Raw genomic sequence first — 22118 nt, forward strand, 5'->3', positions numbered from 1 at the left:
CGACAAAATACCTTACTTAATACTAGATTAACTAACAGGCTGCTTATATTAACCAGCCTGTTATACGTTTTTAAAATACGTGTAAGGTATTAAAACTTAAACGAGGCAGCAAATCTAACGCTACGAGGCGTGCCAGGTTGCACCCAAGCGTCTGAAAATGAGCTGGTATAATAAGTTTCATTAAATAAGTTATCTAGCTCCCCTGTTAGCGTTATTGAGTCTGATACTGCGTAACGCATAAATGCCCGAGCAGTTATATAACTTGGTAGTGTAAAGTCGGTACCAAAAAAGCCATTTCGATCACCCACATAAAGTAAACCACCCCCCAATTTTAGCGCTTTTCCATTCACTTCTGTCGATTTTACCAACTGTAAACTCAATTGATGCTGAGGAATGTTTAACAACGAGCTGCCAGCAGCTATATTTAGGCCAAAGTTACTATCGTAAAATGAATTTTTGGTTATTGCATCAACATAAGCATAAGACGCCCACAGATTTAAGTTATTCGTTAGTTGGCCATTTATATCAATTTCAAACCCTTTACTTTGCGCTTCGCCAATAGCGGCACTGGTAAATGCTGTTGGATCGTCTACCACCAACATATTTTGTTGCTCAACTTTAAATAAGGCTAACGTGCCCACCAGCGCACCGTTATTTAAACTAACCTTAACGCCAACTTCCTTTGAAGTTGTTTGGTTTGGCTTAAAGCCGTTTCCCTGTACGTCGGTACCCGAAAGCGGACGAAAGTTTTCGCCATAAGCCGCATAAGCAGATATAAAGTCAGTCACCGCATACACAGCGCCTAATTGCGGACTAATACGCGACTCTGTTTGTTTATACCCTGTATTAGTTAAACGATTATTAAGTGCTTGCTTAAAATCGTCTAAACGCGCGCCAAGGCGTATATCTAGCTTATTGGTTAAACTTATTTGATCTTGAATAAATACGCCCAATGATTGCTGAATTTCAACACGATCAGTATGAGTAGTGGGTGTAGGTAGCGCATAAGCACCATACTCTGGGTTATACACATTAATATATTGATCGCCCATAACCTGAAGTAAAAACTGATTGTTTTCAAATTTATCGGTATCTGCCCCTACAGTTAAACGATGCTCAAACCCTGCAAAATTAATATCGCCAGTAACTTCGCCGCGTAAAACCCTATAGTTTGCGCTGTAATCTCGATAACGCCTAAAACGATTAACCTCATCATTCACTACACCTGCAAAACCAGTTTCAGTGGCAAAACCGGTTAACTTGGTATCACGGTAATTAGCACCAATTAATACACTCCAGTCGTCATTAATATCATGCTTAAACTCAAGCTGATGGCCAACTACTTGTGCTGTAATAGGGCCATCACCCGGTTCACCTAAAAATCGGTTTGCAGGAATAACCCCAAGCTCACCGTTTATTACTAGTACCCCTCTATCAAAAGGGATTGTTTGCTTACTGTATTCAAGTTCGTAAATCAGTTCACTGTTGTCGTTAATATACCAAGCTACTGATGGGCTAACGCCTTGTTTGGTTTTTTTAATGGTGTCTCTAAAGCTATTTGAATCTTCATAAAAACCGATCAGTCTAATTGCAACATCATCAGAAACCCCAGTAGTGTAATCTATATCAGCCCTATAGGTATCCTCACTTGCAACAGCAAGTTTTAGTTCGCCTGCAGTATCAAATGTTGGCTGTTTAGTTATTAAATTAACTACCCCGCCAGGTTCTCCCCGGCCAAATAACGCAGCACGCGGCCCTTTTAGTACCTCAACCGAGGCAATACTCGACAGATCTCGCGTACCACCCAAGCCCCAGCCTATATTAAAGCCATTAACTAAGTAGTTACTCGATAGGTTTTCATCTCCTGTAAAACCACGCAAAGCAAAACTATTTAACAAGCCACCAAAATTATTTTGCCTAGCAACCGAAGCCGATAAATCCAATGCTTGGTTTAAATCCCATGCGCCAGCATTTTCAAGCGTTGCTAAATCGATTATTTGTTCAGCTTGCGGTGTTTCTAACGGCGTAAAGTTACTGCTATATACATGGCGCGAGCCTATCACTGCAACCCTCTCTATAGCCGTATTAGCCTGATGAAGTAGCGGTGGCTGCTCAAGGGCTGAGCTTGTTTGGCTGATAAATAAGAAAACTAAACAAGCAGATAAATAAGTAAGCTTACGCTCTTTAAAATTGGTGTTCATTGTTAACCTTGTTAATTACATAACTAAAATTGAATTGCAGCCTAAAGCAGTAACTATTGCTTATAGGCTGTTTGCAAAGCTGGGCATATGAGGTAATGCCGCTTTTGTTGGATTACATTCAAAGCATTGAAGTTTATAAAGTGCTGTAGCTTATAAACTGGCTGCGCAAATTTACGGCCATAGCCCTGTGGTTAGAATTAATTAACTTACAAAATGACATGACTAGCGTGATCATCGCCAGCGGCATGTAATTAATACTAAATACCCAGGTACGTGCTCATATAAGTATTAGTGCAGTACATATGATTTAAGGTGTAGCCGTTTAGGCTAAAAATAAATTTGGTGTGTTTCGTTAAGTATTGTTGCAAAGCGGCTTTATCTTAAAGGTAATACTGAGCGCCGTTTTCGATAAAAGATAAATAATTCAATAGATTGAATTATTTATCGCCCTGCTGTTACCCACACTATAGTGATAAAGCAAAGCTGGCAGTCTTATACCATAACCGGTGTTTATTGCAATGTTGGCATGAAATTATTTATTAAAAATGGGACAGGCATAAAGGTAAATAAAATGGGACAGGCACATATTATCTTACTTATTTAATCTCAAAATTCGTCATCGTTATTTACTAATTCCCCCACACTTCTGCGCTCTATTAGTTTATATAATTTAAGTTATTAGTAGGAATGTATATTTAGTAGCTATATCAGGCAGGTAAAAGTTAGTTTACAAAGGTACTTTGTTAAAGTTGTTGTTTAAGTTATCGCTGAAGGTGTGGCATTTATCCTGCACCTTTGTACCATTTAACATCGTTATTCGCGGCTTGTTGCTTTAATCGCTGCTTACTCCCTGCAAAGTTTGAATATTTATGCCTAAATCGTTGAATCGATTCAAGCCATTGCGCTTCTTCTATATTCAAAGTAACGAGCACTGTAGGAATTGCTTTATTTATATATCCTTTTTTATTAGGAGAAATTTGACGACCACTCCAATCTACTAATTCAAGGTAATCTAATAAAGCAAAAGGAATAGTGTGTTTTATGTTGTTAGCACCAAATGGCTTTAGTTGAGTTGGTTGGCTGTGATCTTGAATTCTATCTTTCTGTTTTAGAAGGTTATTTTTTTGAACCGTATTTTTAGTAAAAGTTTTCAATTGCGCTATACGCTCTTGAATTGAAGTGAAATCACTGTCTTCTAGCGTATCGGCTATGTTTGCTCTAATAGAGTTTAAATCAACATAGGCCATACAACTAAGTAATGCAGTTTCATCTAATAATGCTTGTGATTTATAGCGCCCTTCCCAGTACTTACCTGTGCAGCTATCTTCCTTATTAGCTTCACGGGCAATGTATTCATTTAGGTTTTTCATATACCAGCTTATGTCGTAAAGTCTTTCTCGCCATTTAGCTATAATTTCATTAACGTAAACTAAACTCGCATTATCTAACTGCTCGCCTTTTAAGTAACTATCCACCAAAGCGTGGCCATTATAAAGCCTATACCAGCGTTCAATTACTTCACTATCTTCCCAATCTAGTGCCTGCCTTCTATTAACCTTTACAACTAGATGATAGTGATTACTCATAATTGCGTAGGCTGCAATTTCTATGGCAAACACACTGCTTAATAACTTTATACGCTCGACTAGCCACTCTCTACGGTGATCAAAGTTTTTACCGGTGTATTTATCATCACCACACAAAAAAGCTCGCCTAACGCACCTAGCTATTAAGTGATAATAAGATGTTGATACTAAATCAATGAGATTTTTCCTTGCGCGAGTCATAAAATACCAAAACCAATAACCACTGGATATAATAACAGTAGTAACTAATATGAGTTTTGCAAATACTTTGTGTCTGTCCTTTTATATGATAAAAAGCTTATAACTGATCTTTTTACAAATAGGTTAATAAATATTGCGCTTGTGAAGGGGTAAATTAATAAGTTTTTAAACCAATACCTTAGCTTTCATGCTAAGTAAACTTTATATCTATACCTGCTATTTTCATCTGCCGAATTTCTTATTATTCACTACTTTTTATAAACGATATCAGTAAGTAATTAACTCAAAAAATGTAAGCCGCTTTAGTTTATTAACAAATTATGTTTTGATGAATTAAATTAAACCTTAGTTCCTTTGATTCTTTAAACCGCTTAATTCACAAGCAATTTAATATCACCTTATAAAAATAATAAGAGAAAACAATGACAAAATTTAATAACAATAGCGTAGTAATATTAAGCGCAGTTCGCACCGCTATCGGTGGCTTTGGTGGCAGCCTTAAAAATTTCACTCCCGCTCAATTAGGTACTATGTGCGCCAAAGAAGCATTAGCCAGAGCCAACATTTCACCACAGCAAGTTGGCTCATGCGTGGTAGGTAAAGTGATACATAACGGCCCTAAAGACGCGTATTTATCGCGAGTTATTGGCCTAGATGCAGGACTACCAATTAGCAGTCACGCGGTAACACTCAACCGTTTGTGTGGCTCGGGTTTAGAAGCCATTATACAAGCAGCGCAACAAATTCAATTAGGTGAAGTAGATGCAGCCTTAGCGGGCGGAGCTGAAAGCATGAGTAGCTCAGGCTATACCCTTGCGAGTAACCGCTGGGGCCAAAAAATGGGTGATAGCACAGTAATTGATGAGCTAACCACCACATTACAAGACCCATGGGATAACACCCCTATGGGCGTTACCGCCGAAAACATTGCAGAAAAATATAGCATTAGCCGCAAGCAACAAGACGCTTACGCAGCACAAAGCCACAATAAAGCGGCTAAAGCCATTACCGCAGGCCATTTTAAACAGCAAATAATGCCCATCGAGATTAAATCGCGTAACGGTAATCAGGTTTTTGATACTGACGAGCATGTGCGCGCTGACACTACGGCCGAAAAACTCGCCACCTTAAAACCCTACTTTAAACAAAATGGTACAGTCACCGCAGCCACCTCATCTGGTATTAATGATGGCGCCGCCATGTTGGTGCTTATGTCGGAGCAAAAGGCCAATGAACAAGGCTTAAAACCACTCGGTCGCCTAGTCGGATATGCCAGAGCTGGCGTTGAGCCTTCATTAATGGGCACAGGGCCTATTCCTGCTGTGCAACAGGTGTTTGAAAAAACCGGATTAACTATTAATGACATGGACGTAATAGAATCAAACGAAGCCTTTGCCGCACAAGCACTATGCGTAGCCAACCAGTTAAACTTTCCTGAGCATAAAGTTAACCCCAATGGCGGAGCTATAGCACTTGGCCACCCAGTGGGCGCAACCGGTGCCATTTTATCAACCAAATGCCTGTACGAACTAAAACGCATTAACGGTAAATATGGCTTAGTCACTATGTGTATTGGCGGCGGGCAAGGTATTGCAGCTATTTTTGAAGCACTTTAATTATAAAAATTTATAAGTGCTCTTTTTAAAAACAGGTAAGAGGCAAGATTCAACCTGTTGATTATTTTATGCCTGTCCTTTTATTTTTTCTTGTGATGCTTTAATCCAAATCATTATTTGGACTGATGCCAAACAGTCGTTTATATTCTCGGCTAAACTGGCTAGGGCTTTCATACCCTACTTGCAGGGCAATGTATGATATTTGCGCGTCATTGATTTTAATCAGCCGTCGCGCCTCCATTAATCGTAAGTTTTTTTGATACTGTAGCGGACTCAACTGAGTAATTTTCTTAAAGTGTTGGTGAAACCCTGACACACTCATACCGCAGCGGCTTGCCAAGTCTGCAATAACCAAAGGTTCATCTAGATGTGCTTTGAGCCAATCGACTGCTTGAGCAATACGATGAATATGGCTGCCATTCGTTACCAGTTGGCGCAGCTTATCGCCTTGCTGTCCTGATAGTAAGCGATAATAAATTTCTTGCTGTATTAAAGGAGATAGAAATTCAATGTCATTTGGATAATTAAGTAACTCTATCAATCGATCAAACGATGGCATGATAGTGTCATCTAATTGCCATTTTATTCCAAAATACCCCCCGTCTATTTGTTTTTTAGGTGGCATTTTAGCCAGAACGTCTCGAATCATTAGCAAATTTAATTTCATAGATAATACAACAACAGGATTGTCTAACGAAGCCTGTTTAATGTGTATATTCAATGGAGCGTCTACTGGACAAAACATCAGGTTAGTATTGTCAAACTTTACGCAATCTGTTCCTAAGTAAACCTCGCGCTCGCCTTGTAGAACGATACATATACTAGGCTCTAGGACGTAGCCGATTAATTTTTCTGGTCTGTCGGCACAATGAAAAACTAGGTCTGGAATAGCTGATTCGATGGTTTGGTTCTTGGGTATTAATCTAAGTAGTTGCTCAATGGTTTTTGTCTGCATTATATGTTACTTATTTTTAGATCCTGCTTGATAATATAAATCTTTATAGTATTAGGCAACTCATTTGTAGGACTATTATAACGGATTATTAAGCTATCCCTTATAGTAACTACATCACAATATATCAAATCTATTTTTAATAGCATGTAGCAAAGCTAATAAATATAAATTTGAAACACAAGATGAAAATATTCTACACAGGTCAGACAACCATAACAGGTTGTCGGTCTTGGCATACAAGTCTTGTCGATAATCCTTAACAGCTGTTTGTGATGGGTTATGCAGCGTATTTCGATAGCGCCCTGAACATGACAGCACAATACTTAAAATTACCAATTACAGCTTCAGAAACATCTGCTCAAGTCGGTCTTGTTATGAAAGCCTATAATAGCTATAGCTTATATATGGATCTGTCTATTGAGGTATAAGGTATAGATGATGTGCGCTTGCATGTTACAGTGGTCTAAATAACAGTTGTATTTAGTGAGTCACGTAAAATGAATTTTTAATCCTAGGAGTATTTATGAGCGAATATAAAGTAACTAACCCAGCAACTGGCGAAGTTGAAGCCAGCTACCCTACTGCAAATGAACAAGATATCCAACAAGCCATCACAAAAGCTGATGATGCCTACCAAGACTGGCGTGACGTCTCTCTTAGCGAGCGCAGTGCACTTCTGCACAAAATTGCCGATATCTATATTGAGCGTCAAGATGAGCTGGCAAATATGATCGCTATAGAAATGGGTAAACCTGTAGCCCAAGGTAAAGGAGAGCTCGCTCTAGTCGCTGAAATCTATCGCTACTATGCAGACAATGCAGAACAGCTATTAGCATCTAACCAAATCAATGTAGACGAAGGCTCAGCTTTTGTAGAGAAACTGCCAGTTGGCGCATTGTTCGGAATTATGCCGTGGAACTATCCGCATTATCAAGTAGCACGCTTTGCAGCACCTAACTTTATGGCCGGCAATACAATTATTTTAAAGCATGCCCCGCAGTGTCCTAAAACGGCAGAAGTGATTGTCGAAATTCTTAAAGATGCCGGTTTACCAGATGGCGTTTATAACAATGTCTTTGCTACCAATGATCAAGCTGCAACTATCATCGAAGACAGCAGAATACAAGGCATCTCATTAACAGGCTCTGAGCGCGCAGGACAAGCAGTTGCTAAAATAGCAGGCGGCGCCCTTAAAAAGGTCGTTTTAGAGCTTGGCGGTTCAGATGCCTTTATCGTTGCAGCAGATGCTGATATTGAGCAAGCAGTAGCAGATGCCATCACCGGCCGCTTTGGCAATACAGGACAAGCTTGTAACGCCGCTAAGCGCCTAATTGTCGTTGAAGCCGTTTATGATAAGTTTGTACAAGGCTTTGCCGATGCAGTTCGAGCGATGACGTTGTCTGATCCATTAGATCAAACAACCTTTATCGGACCGATGTCCTCAAAAAGCGCTGCCGTCAACCTACAAAAGCAGTTAGATGAAGCAATAAAAGCTGGTGCTACCGTTCTAATCGAAGGTGGCATTGTCAAAGACAAGCCCGGCGCTTGGTTTGCTCCAGCAGTACTTACCAATGTTGATAACACAATGGCTGTTTATAGCGAAGAACTATTTGGTCCTGTTGCTGTTATTTATAAAGCGCGTGATGTCGCTGATGCAATCAAAATTGCCAACGATGTTCCATTTGGTCTTGGTGCGTCAATCCAGACTAAAGACTCAGAATTGGCAGCTGAGATTGCTGATCAGTTAGAAGTCGGCATGGTGACCATAAACGCGCCTTCTGGTACTGAAGCCAACACCCCATTTGGCGGTGTTAAGCGCTCAGGATTCGGTCGTGAGCTTGGTACCCTTGGTATTACTGAATTCTTAAACTACAAATTGATTCGTAATAAAACCAGTGCATAGATTTAACGTTTAATACTTATCAATGAACAACAAAAGCCTAGCATGTCAACGCTAGGCTTTTTTTTGTTCATTGACCCCCTCTGAAATAATTTTACGAACAAGGAGCTTATGAATAAACTTATCAATCTAAGAGCAAACACATGACTTCCAAATAATCCCCTGCCCAAACTATAAATATTCTAGAGGTTAGGCTATCTGATATCAAATTCCACAAGCTTATTTTGAGTAAGGTCGTGCAGTATTCGAAAATATTTAGGCACTGTTAATTATTTTATGCCTATCTTTTTATGTGCCTTTTATGCCTGCCCCTTTATTTGTCCTTATATAAAACTAGATAATGCTCTATTAGCTACCTAATTACCCTTTCTAAGATTTTTTCCTAGCTATTACCATGTATAATAATTTTAAAGGGAGATATAAATGCACATTGGTATCATAGAAGATCATCAACTAGTAAGAGATAGCTTTAAAAAGCTACTTGAATTACAGCCAGATTGGAAAGTAATAATAGAAGCTTGCAGCGTAAATGAAGCAAAGCTTGCGGTTGAACTAGAACAACCCGATATATTTATAGTGGATATATCGCTTAACGGTAAAGAAACTGGGCTTACTTTTTTATCTTACCTTAGTGAGTATTTTCCTAACATTAAAACCATTGTTGCCTCCATGCATGACCACGAACCCTATGTGAGTAACGCTTTGCGACTTGGCGCGTTAGGTTATGTGTCGAAACGATCGGCTTCTGAAGAATTAATAGATGCGGTTAAGTCTGTAGCTTTGGGTAAGCGCTATATAAGCGAAGACGTAAACTTTGCCCTAACCACAGAAAGTAGCGCACTTACGCTACTAACAAATCGAGAAATAGAAGCCTTACCATTATTTTCTAAGGGGCTTAATGCCAAGCAAGTAGCACAAGCATTAGGAATAATGCCTAAAACTGCTCATGTCCATAAGGCAAATATATACACTAAGCTTAACGTTACAACTTCATTCGAGCTGTTAAAAATTGCAATAAATGTAGGAGTAATACAACTAGATGAGCTTACTTAGCCTATCCCCCTCGTTTAGTTTTTTTATTACCATAGCTTTTAAACAAGTAACCAAGCAGTTACTTGTCGGGCTTGTTTATTTTGTTATATTTTCTGCAACATTTTGGCTCAGTAAAAATCTAGAAACAGTCCCTGAAAGCAGCGCAATTTTTATTCCTGCGGGTATTAAAATTGCCTTCTTTTTACTTTTACCTACAAAGTATTGGCTAACTTTATGGGTAACATCTCGTCTTCTCGCTGCCTTTATAGGTGCTTTTAATAATGAAGTTTTAGCTCTTACACAGTGGGATTTTAACTTATTTCATGGTTTTTGGCAGGAGTTTTGCTTTGTTGCGCTTATTTATATTTTAAAAAACAGCCGTTGGCCGCCCAGCATTAACGATAGCCAAGGTATACTTTCGTTAATACTACTGGCTGTTGCTAGTACATCTATTAAATGGTTTTTATTTGCTAGTGCGTTTGAATTTACCAATATACTGGTTGCTACAGAATTATTACAGTACCAGTTAAATATGTGCCTTGGGGATATTACCGGCACACTATTAGTCACTCCGCTAATGATGCTAATTTTTAGCGTGAGGCATAAATTAAATAAATCACTATTACTAAAAATGATGCATTTAGGGGCTGCTTTATTGTGCCTTTTATTAATTGTAAGTTTTGTATATGCACTACGGCCCGACACCTACCCGCTACTAAGGCTAGCCTCGTTATTACCCATTATTTGGTTTTCGTATAGGTTTGGCTCTTTGGGCGCTGTAACCAGTGCCACGTTAATTAATAGCTTAATTATACTCGAGGCAAGCTTTACTCATGCCCCTGAAAACACTTATATAAGCCAATTATTCATTTTAGCAAATGCAATTACCAGTATGGTTTTAGGCGCTGCAATTACTGAACTAAAACGTAAAAATAATGAGTTATATAAAACGAACCAAGAACTCAGAAAGCAGTTAACTAAAAACACACACCTTGCTGCTAAAATGGTTAGCGTACAAGAAAATGAGCGAAAACATCTTTCTCAAGAGTTACACGACGAGTTGGGTCAAAATCTCACGGCTTTAAAAACTGACTTATCTATTTTGTCTCACATGAGTAATAAAGATACTCAGTCGTTTGTTAAAAGCTTAAAAACGAATGCCAATACCATGTACGATTCGGTATACCAATTAATGCATTACCTTCGCCCACGCGAATTAGACGAACTTGGCTTAAATAAGGCAATAACAGCCGGGCGACTAAAAAGTTTACTGCAGAAGGCAAAAATTAATTTTCAGGCCGACTTTAAAACTCATAAAGGCCTGTCAAAAGATCATGAAATAGCTATTTATCGAATATGCCAAGAAGCAGTAACTAACTGTGTTAAGCATAGTAATGCCAGCAAAATGCATATAGAACTCGTAACCGATAATAATTTTATTACACTGACCATTAGTGATAATGGCAGTTTAGCAACACCTGCTAACAACTCGGGTAATTATGGTTTAGCTTTTATTGAAGAGCGCGCAATGGCATTGGGCGGAACTTTTGAAGTGTGTGTAAAAAATGGCTTTACCATTAAGGTAAAGCTTCCTTTTTACTTTGATTAGTTAGTACATTGCTTAGTTAATATATTGCTTAATTAGTAAATTGCTTAGCAAATAAAAACTTGTTTAGTATAAAACTTTTGCCTTAATTGGCCTGCTTCTATATGTTCGGGATTAACTTGTATTTCAGCTTGGTTACCTATTAGCTGCAGTAGCATACCTTGTGCTATTTGGCTGTTGCCAAGCCTTGACTTTACCACCACCTGCTTGCCTATAGCACCTTGTAATCGTGGCTTTGGCAAACTAGGTTTGCTAATTGGTTTTAACCCTTCCGACTTTGCAAATAAGTTTACGCAGTGCTGCTTAGCCGCAACTATCAAATCGTCTTTACCTTTAACCACGTCAACATTATTTAATAAATGGATAAATGCTTGATTAGCTCTATCAAACTCGGTACACACATCAGTTAAGCCCCGTATAGCTGCCCATTTACGAATGACTATGTATTTACCCTTTTTAATACGCGCTAAACTAATTGAGGCACCTGTCATTTTGCTATACCACTCAATACGATAGCAAAATGAGCCTAGGCTATGTAAAAACACCGTTATATTGCCAAATTCCTTTGTGCTTGCTTCAATTAAACTCATTTTACTTCCCTAACGTCCTAGTTAAATTGAGTTTATTAGCAAATAGCCTGGTATAAAATCATCCATATTCCTAATCCGCCTAGGAAAATGGCTTAGAAAATACAAGTGGATTAATTTACGGCACTGTTAATTATTTTATGCCTGTCCCTTTATTTGTCTTGCCTGTCCCTTTATTTGTCTTAAACAACATAATTGTTAGAATGCCCACCTATTTTCCCATCAAGAGACACAATGGCAAACTTCAATACTCATCTTAATACTGCGCTAATCATCACAGGCTTAGCCTCAGCCACCTTATTATCTGCAGGACATATTGATTTAAAAGGCGCGCTTTGGTTATGGTTTTTAGGCTCAATCGGCGGTTTATTACCAGACATAGATTCAGATAACTCCACATCACTCGACACTATTTTTAATTTATTTGCACTAAGCGCTGTATTACTGGTACTGCATTACATAACCACTGAGCTAATTATTAAAATTAGTTTTATCGAGTTAATTGTAGTGCCCTTATTAGTTTACGGGTTTATGAAATATATTATTAGACCACTTTTTGAATGGATCACAGTACATAGAGGCAGTTGCCACTCTTTACTATTTATACTGCTATGCGCGCTATTAACAACACAAGTAACATGGGAACTAAATGATCAATCAACCACACAAGCAGCCACCTTTGCCTGGTTAACGGGTGGGTTTATTTTACTAGGAGGATTAATTCATTTATTGCTGGACGAAATTTACAGCGTAGATTTAAGTAATGTAACAATTAAACGCTCTTTCGGAACCGCTCTAAAAATAGCTGACTTCGATAATAAATTAATTACGTTGGCGTCGGTTATTGCCATTGCAGGTTTAATTTATGTTGCCCCTCCTACAAAACAAACTATTACAGCGTTAAGTGATTGGTCTCATTTTAGATTTCAATCTTTACAAATCAGATTTTAAGCCCTAAATACGCATAATGATACGCATAGTGAAATCAAGTGAATAACATTGACACCCACCCTAGTTTTTTCAAAGTGATCAGCGTGGGTGTCATCATGATTTTATTCTTTGTGTTTGTTTCAATTAAACTCATTCCACCTCGGAAAATAGTTTATAAAATACCAGGATTTAATTTACGGCACTGTTGCTTATTTTATGCCTGTCCTTTTATTTTCATCAGATCATTAGCATTTAAGTGGATAAGAATACTATTTAGGTGCTGGAAAACACATACGCCCTACGATGAATCAACTTACTTAATCGCATTGAAAAGTAAGGGATCACCGCTGTTAAAATTTGCGGTGGAAAGTGAGCTTTAGTGCTTGCTGTCCACCTCAGGGCGTGTTGTTATGTGCATTTACAGTTCGTCATATACAATATTAATGACTTGTTCAGCTAGTGCTCTTGTGTTTTCAAGCGCGTCATCGCCAATTTCGTGCATAGGTGTGTTTAAAGTATCTCGAATCGCACTCAAGCGAGCTTCAAGTTCAGCAGTGATATAGCCGTTGTCCCTTAAAGCAGCAGTGCAAACTGACAGGTCTGATTTCGCTTCACCAAGATCAATGAGCTGTTTCTTAAAACGATGACGAATTTCTCCCTCAAAGAAAGGTCGCAAGGTTGTGAGAATGTCGTTATTAGTTTCACGATTAACAAAAGCTTTAATTCTGTCAAAAGCAACATCATGCTCTGTAGCCATCATGTCATCAATTTCAACGGCTTCTATCGAGCAAGTTTCAGCACCATGAACTAATTTTACCGATTTAGCGCACCGCCTGAATTTCTTCACAGCTTTTGCTGCCATTCCTTTATAGTGAGTCGTTAGTACAATTTGTTTAATAGTCCGTTGCAGCTCATCCAGTTTATTGAGAATCAGTGCTATTCGCTCATTGTCAAAACTAGTAACAGGATCATCTAGCACTAAAATAGCCTTAGCTTTCTCCTCTGCTGGAAGAGACATCACCTTAGCTAAAAATATACAAAGTGCTAGCGCTCTGCGGTCTGACTCACTAAATACTGTATTAATTTTATCAGCAGAAATGTCCTCACCTTTAAACTTAACACGAAGGTCATAGATAACTTGTCTGCCGCGATTATTAGGTACTTTGATAATCTCAAAGTTACTTGAGCCAAGCTGACGAAACAGTCCATTTATCAAATCAAAGTAAGTATCTAAATACGCTGTTTGTGATTGTTCGAGCTGCTGCTTTTGTGCTTTATAAGTAGTATCTATCCCATTAACAGTTGCTAGCTTCTGCCTGTACTGAACACAAAGTGGCTCTAATGCTATCCGCTTTAGCGCCAAATTAGCTTGTGTTTGTTGTTGTGTGATTTCTGTCAATTGATGATTCAGATCCACTTCATTAAGTGAGCCTTTATAAGCATTGAAGATAGCGTTAATTTGCTCTGCGACTACCCAATAGTCATAGATAGCTTGATTATACGTTGTTGCTGCTGTATTCAGTACATCGAAGGAAACGAGTTGAGCAGGTTCGTAGGGCGTAGTAAACTTTTGCTCTAATCTCGGTATCCAGAATTCCGTTGCTTGCTGGCTATTTGCAATAACGGCATCAAAAGAAGCGAGAATAACCTCATGCTTTTGTTCCAATGAAGCAGTTAAAGGCGCTAGAGCTTGATTGGTTATAATTTGAGGCTCCACATACAGCTCAAACACTTGTTTATTGGCTTGGTGTAGCTGAATAAGGTTTTCACGAGTATTTGGAATACTAAATGGCTGACGAAGGCCATTTAAAGTTTGTCTTGTTTCTTTGTTAAATCTATCAAACTCAGCATTAAAAGCTTGCTGGTACGCAGCGATTAGGCCTTGAGCATCAGCACTTAAAGCCTGCCCACAGAAAGGACAATCATCTTTTATTTGTGCGATACCTTGGCTAGCCCAACCTTTAAAAGTAGCTGAGTTGTTCACATGATTGCTCATGTGATTTTGCAGTGACACCAATGAATCTTGATGAACATTTTGAAGGCTAGATGCTAGTACAGCATTAATTGAATCAATTGCTTGGGCAAAGTTGACCTGTGCACCAACCGCACTTAGAACATTACGATGTTTGATTTTTTCAATATTCTGAATGGTAGTTGTGACTTGCAGTTTTGATGCTTCATGTGCCGCCACGTTAGTTTCTAACTGTTCTTTAGTCTCTGAAGGCAAAGCAGAGTTAACATACGCAGGAACACTACCCACAGCGTGAGTTGTAAATTGCCCTTCAATACCAGAAAGAAGTCTTTTTTCATCACGAAGATTGTTATTCATCTCAGCTAAAGCCGCAAACAAGGCGGTGTTACTCTCACCAAGAATAAAACTAGTCATGTTTTCAGAGTTTGGCCGCTCTTGCTTCTGACCAGTGATTACATTTCTATGTATAAAGCTTTGGTCAAAAACATACAAACCTGAACAATCAGGAGTTTTTACTTGCCACTGGCCGTTTTCGAATTTAGATGTAACATTACCTGTCGCAGTACCGAACATGAATTCAACTTTAGGTGGTTTAGTTGGGTCATTTGGTATGCTTTTTCGGTGCATTATAAAATCAGGAGCATCTTCTGCTAGTGAATGAATAATATCACAGAGGGTACTCTTACCATTTCTGTTCTCACCATATATAACGGTCACATCACCAAGATCTATTCCACCTGCAACGGTTTTGGTGAAATTTCCAATACCTTGTATTAGCTTTATTTTTTTTAACATCTAACACTTATCCTTAAGCCATCAATGTAAACTTATTGATAGATAGACCAGTTAATTTATTTTAATCTGACCGAATTTACTGTGAGCGCGAAGTAGCGAAAGCACATAACGCCGCGTTCACCGGCTTGTCCGGTGCAACGCTTTGTTAGGGGCATTTAAACCCCATTCCTTGCTGATTTAATGTCGAGAAGATTTATCTGTTTTATCTTGTCCTTATGAATGACAATTGTAAGCCTTGCTGGATACTTGAATCGCATTTCACTAATACGAAACGTCCACAACATTATTTTCAACAGGTCTTCATCGCTAATAGTTTTGTGTCCCTTTATTCGAGTTATACCCGATCCAAATATGGGAGTCGACACACTCTCCTGTGCGTATACGTTATTTACCTTGTCCCAAAAATTTATTAGAAACTCAAGGTATTCAGGCATCGTAATTTCCGCCTTATTGCTTTCATCGAATTTTGTAAATGCAGTTAATAGATAGCTTTTGTAAACACAAACAGTCCCTATCTGATGACGAACTTTCTTCCCTGATTTTCTCTCGATGTTGCTTTCAAGTATTTCGCTAGTTTCAAAAGCATAATCACCAATGTAGCGATCTAGCTCTGATACAGATACGTCAAGATGATTTTTGATAAATATGCCATTTAGCGAACTCTCTGCGATTATTTTATTATCTACTAAGGTATCAAAATATTCGTTAAAGGCGATTGCCTTTAATCCCGGTTCTAAGAAAATATCACCGACTTTTATCGTTACTTCACTTCCTTCAATGTCAATTTCAATTTTATTTAGATTGTTAGACCATACCCAAATCATCAAATAGATTACTAATAATGCACCTATAAAAATCCATCCATAAGTGGTTTTGCATTCTTCTGGTATACCAACAAACAGAACAACCAATGACAAAGTCGCGCTTATCCCTGAGGTGATTTTTAAAAAGTTATCAATCACCCTCCTGTCAAACAGACTAACCTTACTCATAGTTTATACCAATATAAACCCGCTGCCCTCTTCGTCGCCAACATGAAGTCACTATCCTTTAAGGCTGCCTCTATGATTGCTTTTTACATTGGAATATGAAGAGTAGGAACCTTGTACATCGAATCTCTGAAGATAGGTAATTTGTTCCACAGGTTTTTTACTGACTGCTTCAACGATCCATTCAGCAGAAGACTTTCTTTCGAGTCATAATCTGGATAAATAACAATAACAGGAAGTCCTTGATCGTTGATGCCATAATCAATCTCTTCTCGTAGTGCTCTTGAGCTAACTGTATTAGAGCTTAAAAATAATACAATATTTTTTGAGCTTCTAAGGCGTTCTCTCAGTCGTGGTTTCAACGTGGTTTCCCAAGCGCTATTGTCACGGACGTTATATGTCTTGCCATGTGAATCATTAAAAGGAAATGATGCGTCCTTCCCTTTCCATGCTCGCAACATGTTGTAGTAGCAAAAATCTTTTGTAGCATGTGCACCTAGTGCGCTTGCGTTAAACGGCTCTGCAACATAAAAGGCTGCGTAATTTCCATTTCGATATGCCATATTTCCTCCACGTAATTAAGAATTTTGATAAATGCCTAGTTTGACTGCTGGCCCCCTAACGCTTAAATAACAGGCTAAGTAATGGTTGGCTAAAATTGTGTAGCGAAGCGAAACGTAGCCAACTGTTACGTGTCCTTGTTTATTTTCTTGTTAGCTTACATTTGTGTATTGAGGTCTACCAATTAAATCAATGTCTATATCTTTTAGCATTGCTCCATTAGTCCATATTAATTCTAGTTGTCGAGCCGCCTCTTTATATCGGGCAGCGCTATCAATATCAGAATATGCAGCTATTTTCATGTCAGGAAATAACCTAGGAAGTTTATCATTAGGAGTATCATGTGGAACTTCATGAGTAGCTGTCGTTTTATGAGGTTTTGCATGAGCTAACCAATTCCGGAATTTGATCATTTCTTGTATAGTCTGCCAAGGCTGTGCTGAAAAATCAGCATCAACTCCTAATTCTTTGGAAACAAGAATGATTTTTCCAATTATGGAAGTAGACTCAAAATTCTTCCACTGACTTTTAAATAGCTGTGACCCATAGACATTCGCAGTAGCTTCTACGGAAAAAACAGAAAAAATCATTGATGGAATTATCCATCTAAATTTATGGCCTGGTTCTTCTTTTTCCGCCATATTGAACTGGTTACTTGCAATAGATTGAAGCGGTATTATTTCAGGGCACTCAACAGTTATTTTTACTTTTTTGGTACGACTCAAAGGTAAACTCTCCATGTAAGCTAACGAGCCTGTAGATTAACTCGTTTTTTTATTTGTTTTTATTGATAAACAAACCATAGCTGAGTTCCTATTTTGGTTCAATCGATTACTTATTTTATGCAGAATATAAAGTGGGAGTTTGATGTTGTTTTAATTGGCATTTTGGAAGCTATTACTGGTGTTTAAGTGGCTTTATTTTAGGTTAAAAGGGCTTCCCCTTCCTAATGCATCGTGTTTTGCAGCTTTTCTATATTATGAACAAGGCAATACAGTTGCCATTGTGCATTCACTTTCATTTGACCCCGTAAGGTCAACTTATTCATGCCTTTATTCACTGTAATGTTGCCAAACACCGGTTCAATACAACCAAGTCGTTTACTGTATTGTCGTCGACCTATCGGGCTGTCTATTTTTACTTTCATTTTGTCTACATAGCTCAGCTTTTTGCGTGATTCATTATTGATAAACTGCACTTGTCGCCCTGTTTTAATCGGCGGCTTTCGCATGCATTGTTGCTGTAGCGGACACGTTTTACAGTCTTTTAAGTAACCGCAGAACCGGGTGTATTTTTGGTTATGGCTGTTTACATTTATACCGCTTCGCCACATGGCATTGCCTGCGGGGCAGCGGCATGTTTGGGTTGCTTCATCATAATGAAAATCATCTGAGGTAAATAGTCGTGGTTTGCCTTTACTGCGTTTTAGTCTGCGCTTTTCTTGCTCCGTTTCGTATGTTTCGCTGGCTTTAAACAGCGGGTTTCTTTTTCTAAATTGGTTATCCGCAATGTAGGTATCGAACCCGCTTTTCGCCATAAATTCAAGATTCACTTCGCTGTTAAACCCACTGTCTGCAGTGAATTTAATGGTGGGTTCATCTGCCCGTTTTTCTGTATTGAGTTTAGCAAGCTGCTGTTTTAATTGTGCAATGGCTGGCTGTAAGGTTTGTTGTTCACCCACTGAACCCCACGCTTGAGCTTGCAAGATAATTTGGTGTTTATCGTCATTTATCGCGATGCCGTTGTAGCCTTGAATTGTGCCTTTTGAGGTGGTCATTTTCGCGCTGTCGGGGTCGGTGATATTACTTTTAACTGGCTTGCCTTTACTGCCTGTTTTTTCTTTGTGAGTGGCTAAGAACTCGGTGATTTTGTCTGCACTTTTATCCAGCTTTTCTTTTTGTTTTAAGTCCTGAGTTATCAACTCTTCGCCCAGTTCATCTTGTGATTGGTGGCGCTCAATAATACGTTTGCTTGCGCGTTCTAGTTTTGCTTTTTTGCGACCTAACTCATCGAATGTGCCGCTCCACTCTTTACTCGCATTGGACTTTAATTTACATCCATCAATGGCAAACATATTGCGGCCTATCAAGCCTTCCTCATCACATATCATCAGTACTTGCGTAAAAAGCGGCTCAATCTGTTCATGCATTTTAGCCACAAAACCCGCTATAGATGTGTAATGCGGCTGGATATCCCCCGATACACTCATAAATAAAATATTATTCTCGCAAGCCTTTGCAATCCGACGGCTACTAATTAATCCATGTGCATAACCCAGTAAAATAATCTTTAACATCACCGATGGCGGATACGCCGCCGCGCCCGTTTTGTCGTTGTTATACCACGCATCAAAGCCCGATAAATCGAGCTTGTTTTCGACAATATAACAAAGAGCATATTCAAATGTGCCAGGCAAAATTTGCTCAGCAAAATTGATAGGAATGAATTTATTTTGACAGGACAAGTCAGGCTTGTAGTTGGCCATAACGATTTACCGTGGGTGAATAATATCTATTAGATCACAGCGAACGGATGGGTTCAAGGTTAAAAAGCAATCAATTCGAAATAGTAAGATACGTTCCTAAAAAGAGTAATTCTACAGCCTCAACGCCTTGCTAAGCGGATAAAAATGGTTGGCTATAATCGCGCAGCGATGGCCAACTGTTTTTATTCCGTTTAAGCAACTTATAGTTACTCCGTTCCATTAATTAATGTATTTACCTATCTCATTAATACATGGAATATGCTTCTGTTGATCACGAATATTTGAGCGGAAACAATCAATGTTTGTAACAAGACTTTCGGATCAACAGGAGTAATTTGTTTCAATACGCATACTCAGGGATTGTCGTAATGCCGACTATCTATAAGACTTGCGAGAAACACTATTAGCCTCTATTTATTCTTTCACTTTACCTCTAGGAGGCCCAAAATGGAAGCCTTTAACGTCTCAGGTTTTGCTGCCCTTATCGGGATCGATTGGGCCGACCGTAAACATGATATTTGTGAAATAAACCGCGACACAAACACACAACATTTAAGTGTGATTTCCTCTGAACCTAAGTCAATTAATGCATGGGCGCTTGAGTTAAAACAACGCTACAACGGCAGACCCGTTGCTGTCGCGTGTGAGCTAAAAAAAGGTCCACTTATATATGCACTCAGTAAATTTAAGCACATTATATTATTTGTGATTAACCCATCAAGTGTCGCCAAATACCGTGCAGCATTTTCGCACAGCGGGGCTAAAGATGATCCTACTGATGCGATTATTCAAGTTGAAATTCTACAACTTCACATGGATAAATTAACGGTTATTAGACCTGACACAGAAGAAGTTAGGTGCCTTGCACAGCTTGTCGAATACAGACGTAAATTAGTACAAGATCGTGTTAATTTAACCAATAAAATAGCCACAACGCTAAAAAATTATTACCCCCACGTGATTGATTGGTTTAAAGAAAAGGACACTCAAATATTCTGTGACTTTTTACTGCGTTGGCCATCTCTTACTCACGCTAAAAAAGCGAGAAAGCAAACACTACTCGACTTCTTTAATCAACATAACTCCCGCTACCCACTCGTTAATGAAAAGCGGATAAAAGAAATAAAGGATGCTGAAATTCTCACCGATGATATGGCCGTGATCACGCCAAACTTATTGCTTATTGAATGCCTCGTTCCTCAACTCAAACATCTAATGCAGGCAATAACCCGATTTGATAACGAAATTAAAACGCTTTATAAGCAACATTCAGATCGCGCTATTTTTGATAGTTTACCAGGTGCAGGACCACAATTAGCGCCTCGGTTATTAGCCGCTATGGGGTCAAATCGTGACCGTTATAAGTGCGCTGCTGACATACAAAAATACGCAGGCATTGCCCCTGTTACCGAGCGCAGTGGCAAGAAGGAATGGATACACTGGCGATATTCGTGCACTAAATTTTTAAGGCAAACATTTGTTGAATGGGCAGGATTATCTGTGCGTTATTCATTTTGGGCAAAAGCATATTATCGGCAGCAAGAGGCCAAAGGAAAACCCCATAATACCATCATCAGATCATTAGCATTTAAGTGGATAAGAATACTATTTAGGTGCTGGAAAACACATACGCCCTACGATGAATCAACTTACTTAATCGCATTGAAAAGTAAGGGATCACCGCTGTTAAAATTTGCGGTGGAAAGTGAACTTTAGTGCTTGCTGTCCACCTCAGGGCGTGTTGTTAGCACTCTTCAATTTCACGAATAAACTTAATAAGATCTTTAGCGGAATGCGCTAAACCCAATTCAACTATGCGATAAATACTCTCAGCAAATTTATCTCCGTTATCTTCAACATCTGTAAAGGAATGAACTTCTATCGATGATTCATGATTACTGAATAACATTCCAGCTAGCTTACCTGTTTGCTCGCTAACCAAAGGACTACCGCTAAAGCCCTTTAAGGAAGGGAAAGATAATTCTGTAGTTGTATGAGCTAATGGGTGGTTAGATGTCTCCGAGTTACTAACTACATATCCTTTTAGCATTCGTGCATTAATATTAACAACCTTATTTTTTTGCCCAATATTATTAAAGCCAAAAGCTCTTACATCATGACCTGGTAAGTACTCTGTGTCATTAAGTTCAAAACACTTGTAGCTTTGGTGTTTGATAAAGTTTCCAATGGCAAAATCATATTTAGGATGTGATTTTATGTTGTAGATAACATCAATGTCACCACTAATTAAATTTTTACCAAGTAGAACCTCGCCTTCTTGAACCATTTCAATTATATGCCTACACGTTGCAATTTTCCCTTCGTTACCGATGAAAAAAGCAACACCAGCATAGCGGTCTATATCAAAATGAAGAGTACTCCCTTCATGTCTTCTTTTAGCGATGAGTAATGTGATTTGATATTCGCCGTAGTTCATTAATACTCCAGAGTGCTAACAGCTTATTGAACACCACTTTGGGAGGTTATAACACCCCAAAACGGCGCATATTACATTGCTCGATAACCAAACCAAACAACTTACTTATAAACAAGTAGTTACAATTGCTATTTTGTAACCTTTGTTATTTAACCCCAAAACGACTTTTAATAATGTTATGGGACAAAACCTACAACACTGTATTTATACACAGTGTCAAATTAAATCTATTTTTTATAAAAACGCATCTGCAATTATCACTTAT

The 22118-nt window shown here is 38.6% G+C and carries 16 protein-coding genes and 1 pseudogene; 7 read left to right on the forward strand and 10 right to left on the reverse strand.

Annotated features, from left to right (window positions below; all coding sequences use genetic code 11):
- Positions 1-89 precede the first annotated feature (89 nt).
- Both PTRA_RS08440 and PTRA_RS08445 read right to left on the reverse strand, forming a co-directional pair.
- Positions 90-2201, reverse strand: coding sequence for a TonB-dependent siderophore receptor (locus tag PTRA_RS08440; RefSeq protein WP_058373436.1), 2112 nt, complete (start codon positions 2199-2201; stop codon positions 90-92).
- Between the two features lie 782 nt (positions 2202-2983).
- Positions 2984-3904: a transposase gene (locus tag PTRA_RS08445; RefSeq protein WP_058373437.1), complete on the reverse strand. Its 921-nt coding sequence runs from the start codon at positions 3902-3904 to the stop codon at positions 2984-2986.
- A gap of 506 nt (positions 3905-4410) precedes the next feature.
- Between PTRA_RS08445 and PTRA_RS08450 the strand changes: the two genes are divergently transcribed.
- Positions 4411-5604 (forward strand): acetyl-CoA C-acyltransferase family protein, encoded by a 1194-nt coding sequence (locus PTRA_RS08450; protein ID WP_058373438.1) that lies wholly within the window; start codon positions 4411-4413, stop codon positions 5602-5604.
- Between the two features lie 100 nt (positions 5605-5704).
- Here PTRA_RS08450 and PTRA_RS08455 read toward each other — a convergent pair whose 3' ends face one another.
- Positions 5705-6559: an AraC family transcriptional regulator gene (locus PTRA_RS08455; RefSeq protein WP_058373439.1), complete on the reverse strand. Its 855-nt coding sequence runs from the start codon at positions 6557-6559 to the stop codon at positions 5705-5707.
- 523 nt (positions 6560-7082) lie between these two features.
- Here PTRA_RS08455 and PTRA_RS08460 point away from each other — a divergent pair.
- From PTRA_RS08460 to PTRA_RS08470, 3 genes are all read left to right on the forward strand, one after another.
- Positions 7083-8462 (forward strand): NAD-dependent succinate-semialdehyde dehydrogenase, encoded by a 1380-nt coding sequence (locus PTRA_RS08460; RefSeq protein WP_058373440.1) that lies wholly within the window; start codon positions 7083-7085, stop codon positions 8460-8462.
- Positions 8463-8882: 420 nt separating this feature from the next.
- The gene (locus PTRA_RS08465; RefSeq protein WP_058373441.1) at positions 8883-9512 is read left to right on the forward strand and encodes a response regulator transcription factor; all 630 of its coding nucleotides are present in this window, start codon (positions 8883-8885) and stop codon (positions 9510-9512) included.
- On the forward strand, positions 9499-11100 hold the full coding sequence (locus tag PTRA_RS08470) for an MASE1 domain-containing protein (RefSeq protein WP_058373442.1): 1602 nt from the start codon (positions 9499-9501) through the stop codon (positions 11098-11100). The genes PTRA_RS08465 and PTRA_RS08470 overlap by 14 nt, the downstream gene beginning before the upstream one ends.
- Before the next feature lie 44 nt (positions 11101-11144).
- Here PTRA_RS08470 and PTRA_RS08475 read toward each other — a convergent pair whose 3' ends face one another.
- The gene (locus PTRA_RS08475) at positions 11145-11687 is read right to left on the reverse strand and encodes a hypothetical protein (RefSeq protein WP_058373443.1); all 543 of its coding nucleotides are present in this window, start codon (positions 11685-11687) and stop codon (positions 11145-11147) included.
- Positions 11688-11918: 231 nt separating this feature from the next.
- Here PTRA_RS08475 and PTRA_RS08480 point away from each other — a divergent pair, with 231 nt between their 5' ends.
- On the forward strand, positions 11919-12635 hold the full coding sequence (locus PTRA_RS08480; RefSeq protein ID WP_058373444.1) for a metal-dependent hydrolase: 717 nt from the start codon (positions 11919-11921) through the stop codon (positions 12633-12635).
- A gap of 215 nt (positions 12636-12850) precedes the next feature.
- Positions 12851-12994, forward strand: a pseudogene (locus PTRA_RS19385) (IS110 family transposase); the annotation flags it as partial.
- A gap of 38 nt (positions 12995-13032) precedes the next feature.
- Here PTRA_RS19385 and PTRA_RS08485 read toward each other — a convergent pair.
- The 5 genes from PTRA_RS08485 to PTRA_RS08505 form a co-directional block, all read right to left on the reverse strand.
- A complete protein-coding gene (locus PTRA_RS08485) occupies positions 13033-15381 on the reverse strand; it encodes an AAA family ATPase (protein ID WP_058373445.1) in 2349 nt (782 codons plus the stop codon).
- A 155-nt stretch (positions 15382-15536) separates the two neighbouring features.
- Positions 15537-16373: a macro domain-containing protein gene (locus PTRA_RS08490; RefSeq protein WP_058373446.1), complete on the reverse strand. Its 837-nt coding sequence runs from the start codon at positions 16371-16373 to the stop codon at positions 15537-15539.
- A gap of 83 nt (positions 16374-16456) precedes the next feature.
- Entirely contained in the window at positions 16457-16933 is a 477-nt protein-coding gene (locus PTRA_RS08495; protein ID WP_237113443.1) for a TIR domain-containing protein, read from the reverse strand.
- Positions 16934-17083: 150 nt separating this feature from the next.
- Complete coding sequence (locus PTRA_RS08500) at positions 17084-17656, reverse strand: hypothetical protein (RefSeq protein ID WP_157756046.1); 573 nt, start codon at positions 17654-17656, stop codon at positions 17084-17086.
- Between the two features lie 221 nt (positions 17657-17877).
- The gene (locus PTRA_RS08505) at positions 17878-19416 is read right to left on the reverse strand and encodes a transposase (protein WP_058373448.1); all 1539 of its coding nucleotides are present in this window, start codon (positions 19414-19416) and stop codon (positions 17878-17880) included.
- A 447-nt stretch (positions 19417-19863) separates the two neighbouring features.
- Between PTRA_RS08505 and PTRA_RS08510 the strand changes: the two genes are divergently transcribed.
- The gene (locus PTRA_RS08510) at positions 19864-21132 is read left to right on the forward strand and encodes an IS110 family RNA-guided transposase (RefSeq protein WP_058373358.1); all 1269 of its coding nucleotides are present in this window, start codon (positions 19864-19866) and stop codon (positions 21130-21132) included.
- Positions 21133-21160: 28 nt separating this feature from the next.
- On the opposite strand, the gene PTRA_RS08515 is transcribed toward PTRA_RS08510, so the two are convergent.
- Positions 21161-21853: a S1 family peptidase gene (locus PTRA_RS08515; RefSeq protein ID WP_058373449.1), complete on the reverse strand. Its 693-nt coding sequence runs from the start codon at positions 21851-21853 to the stop codon at positions 21161-21163.
- Positions 21854-22118: the final 265 nt, after the last annotated feature.

Origin of the sequence: Pseudoalteromonas translucida KMM 520, from assembly GCF_001465295.1 — a bacterium.
Taxonomy (GTDB): Bacteria; Pseudomonadota; Gammaproteobacteria; order Enterobacterales; family Alteromonadaceae; genus Pseudoalteromonas; species Pseudoalteromonas translucida.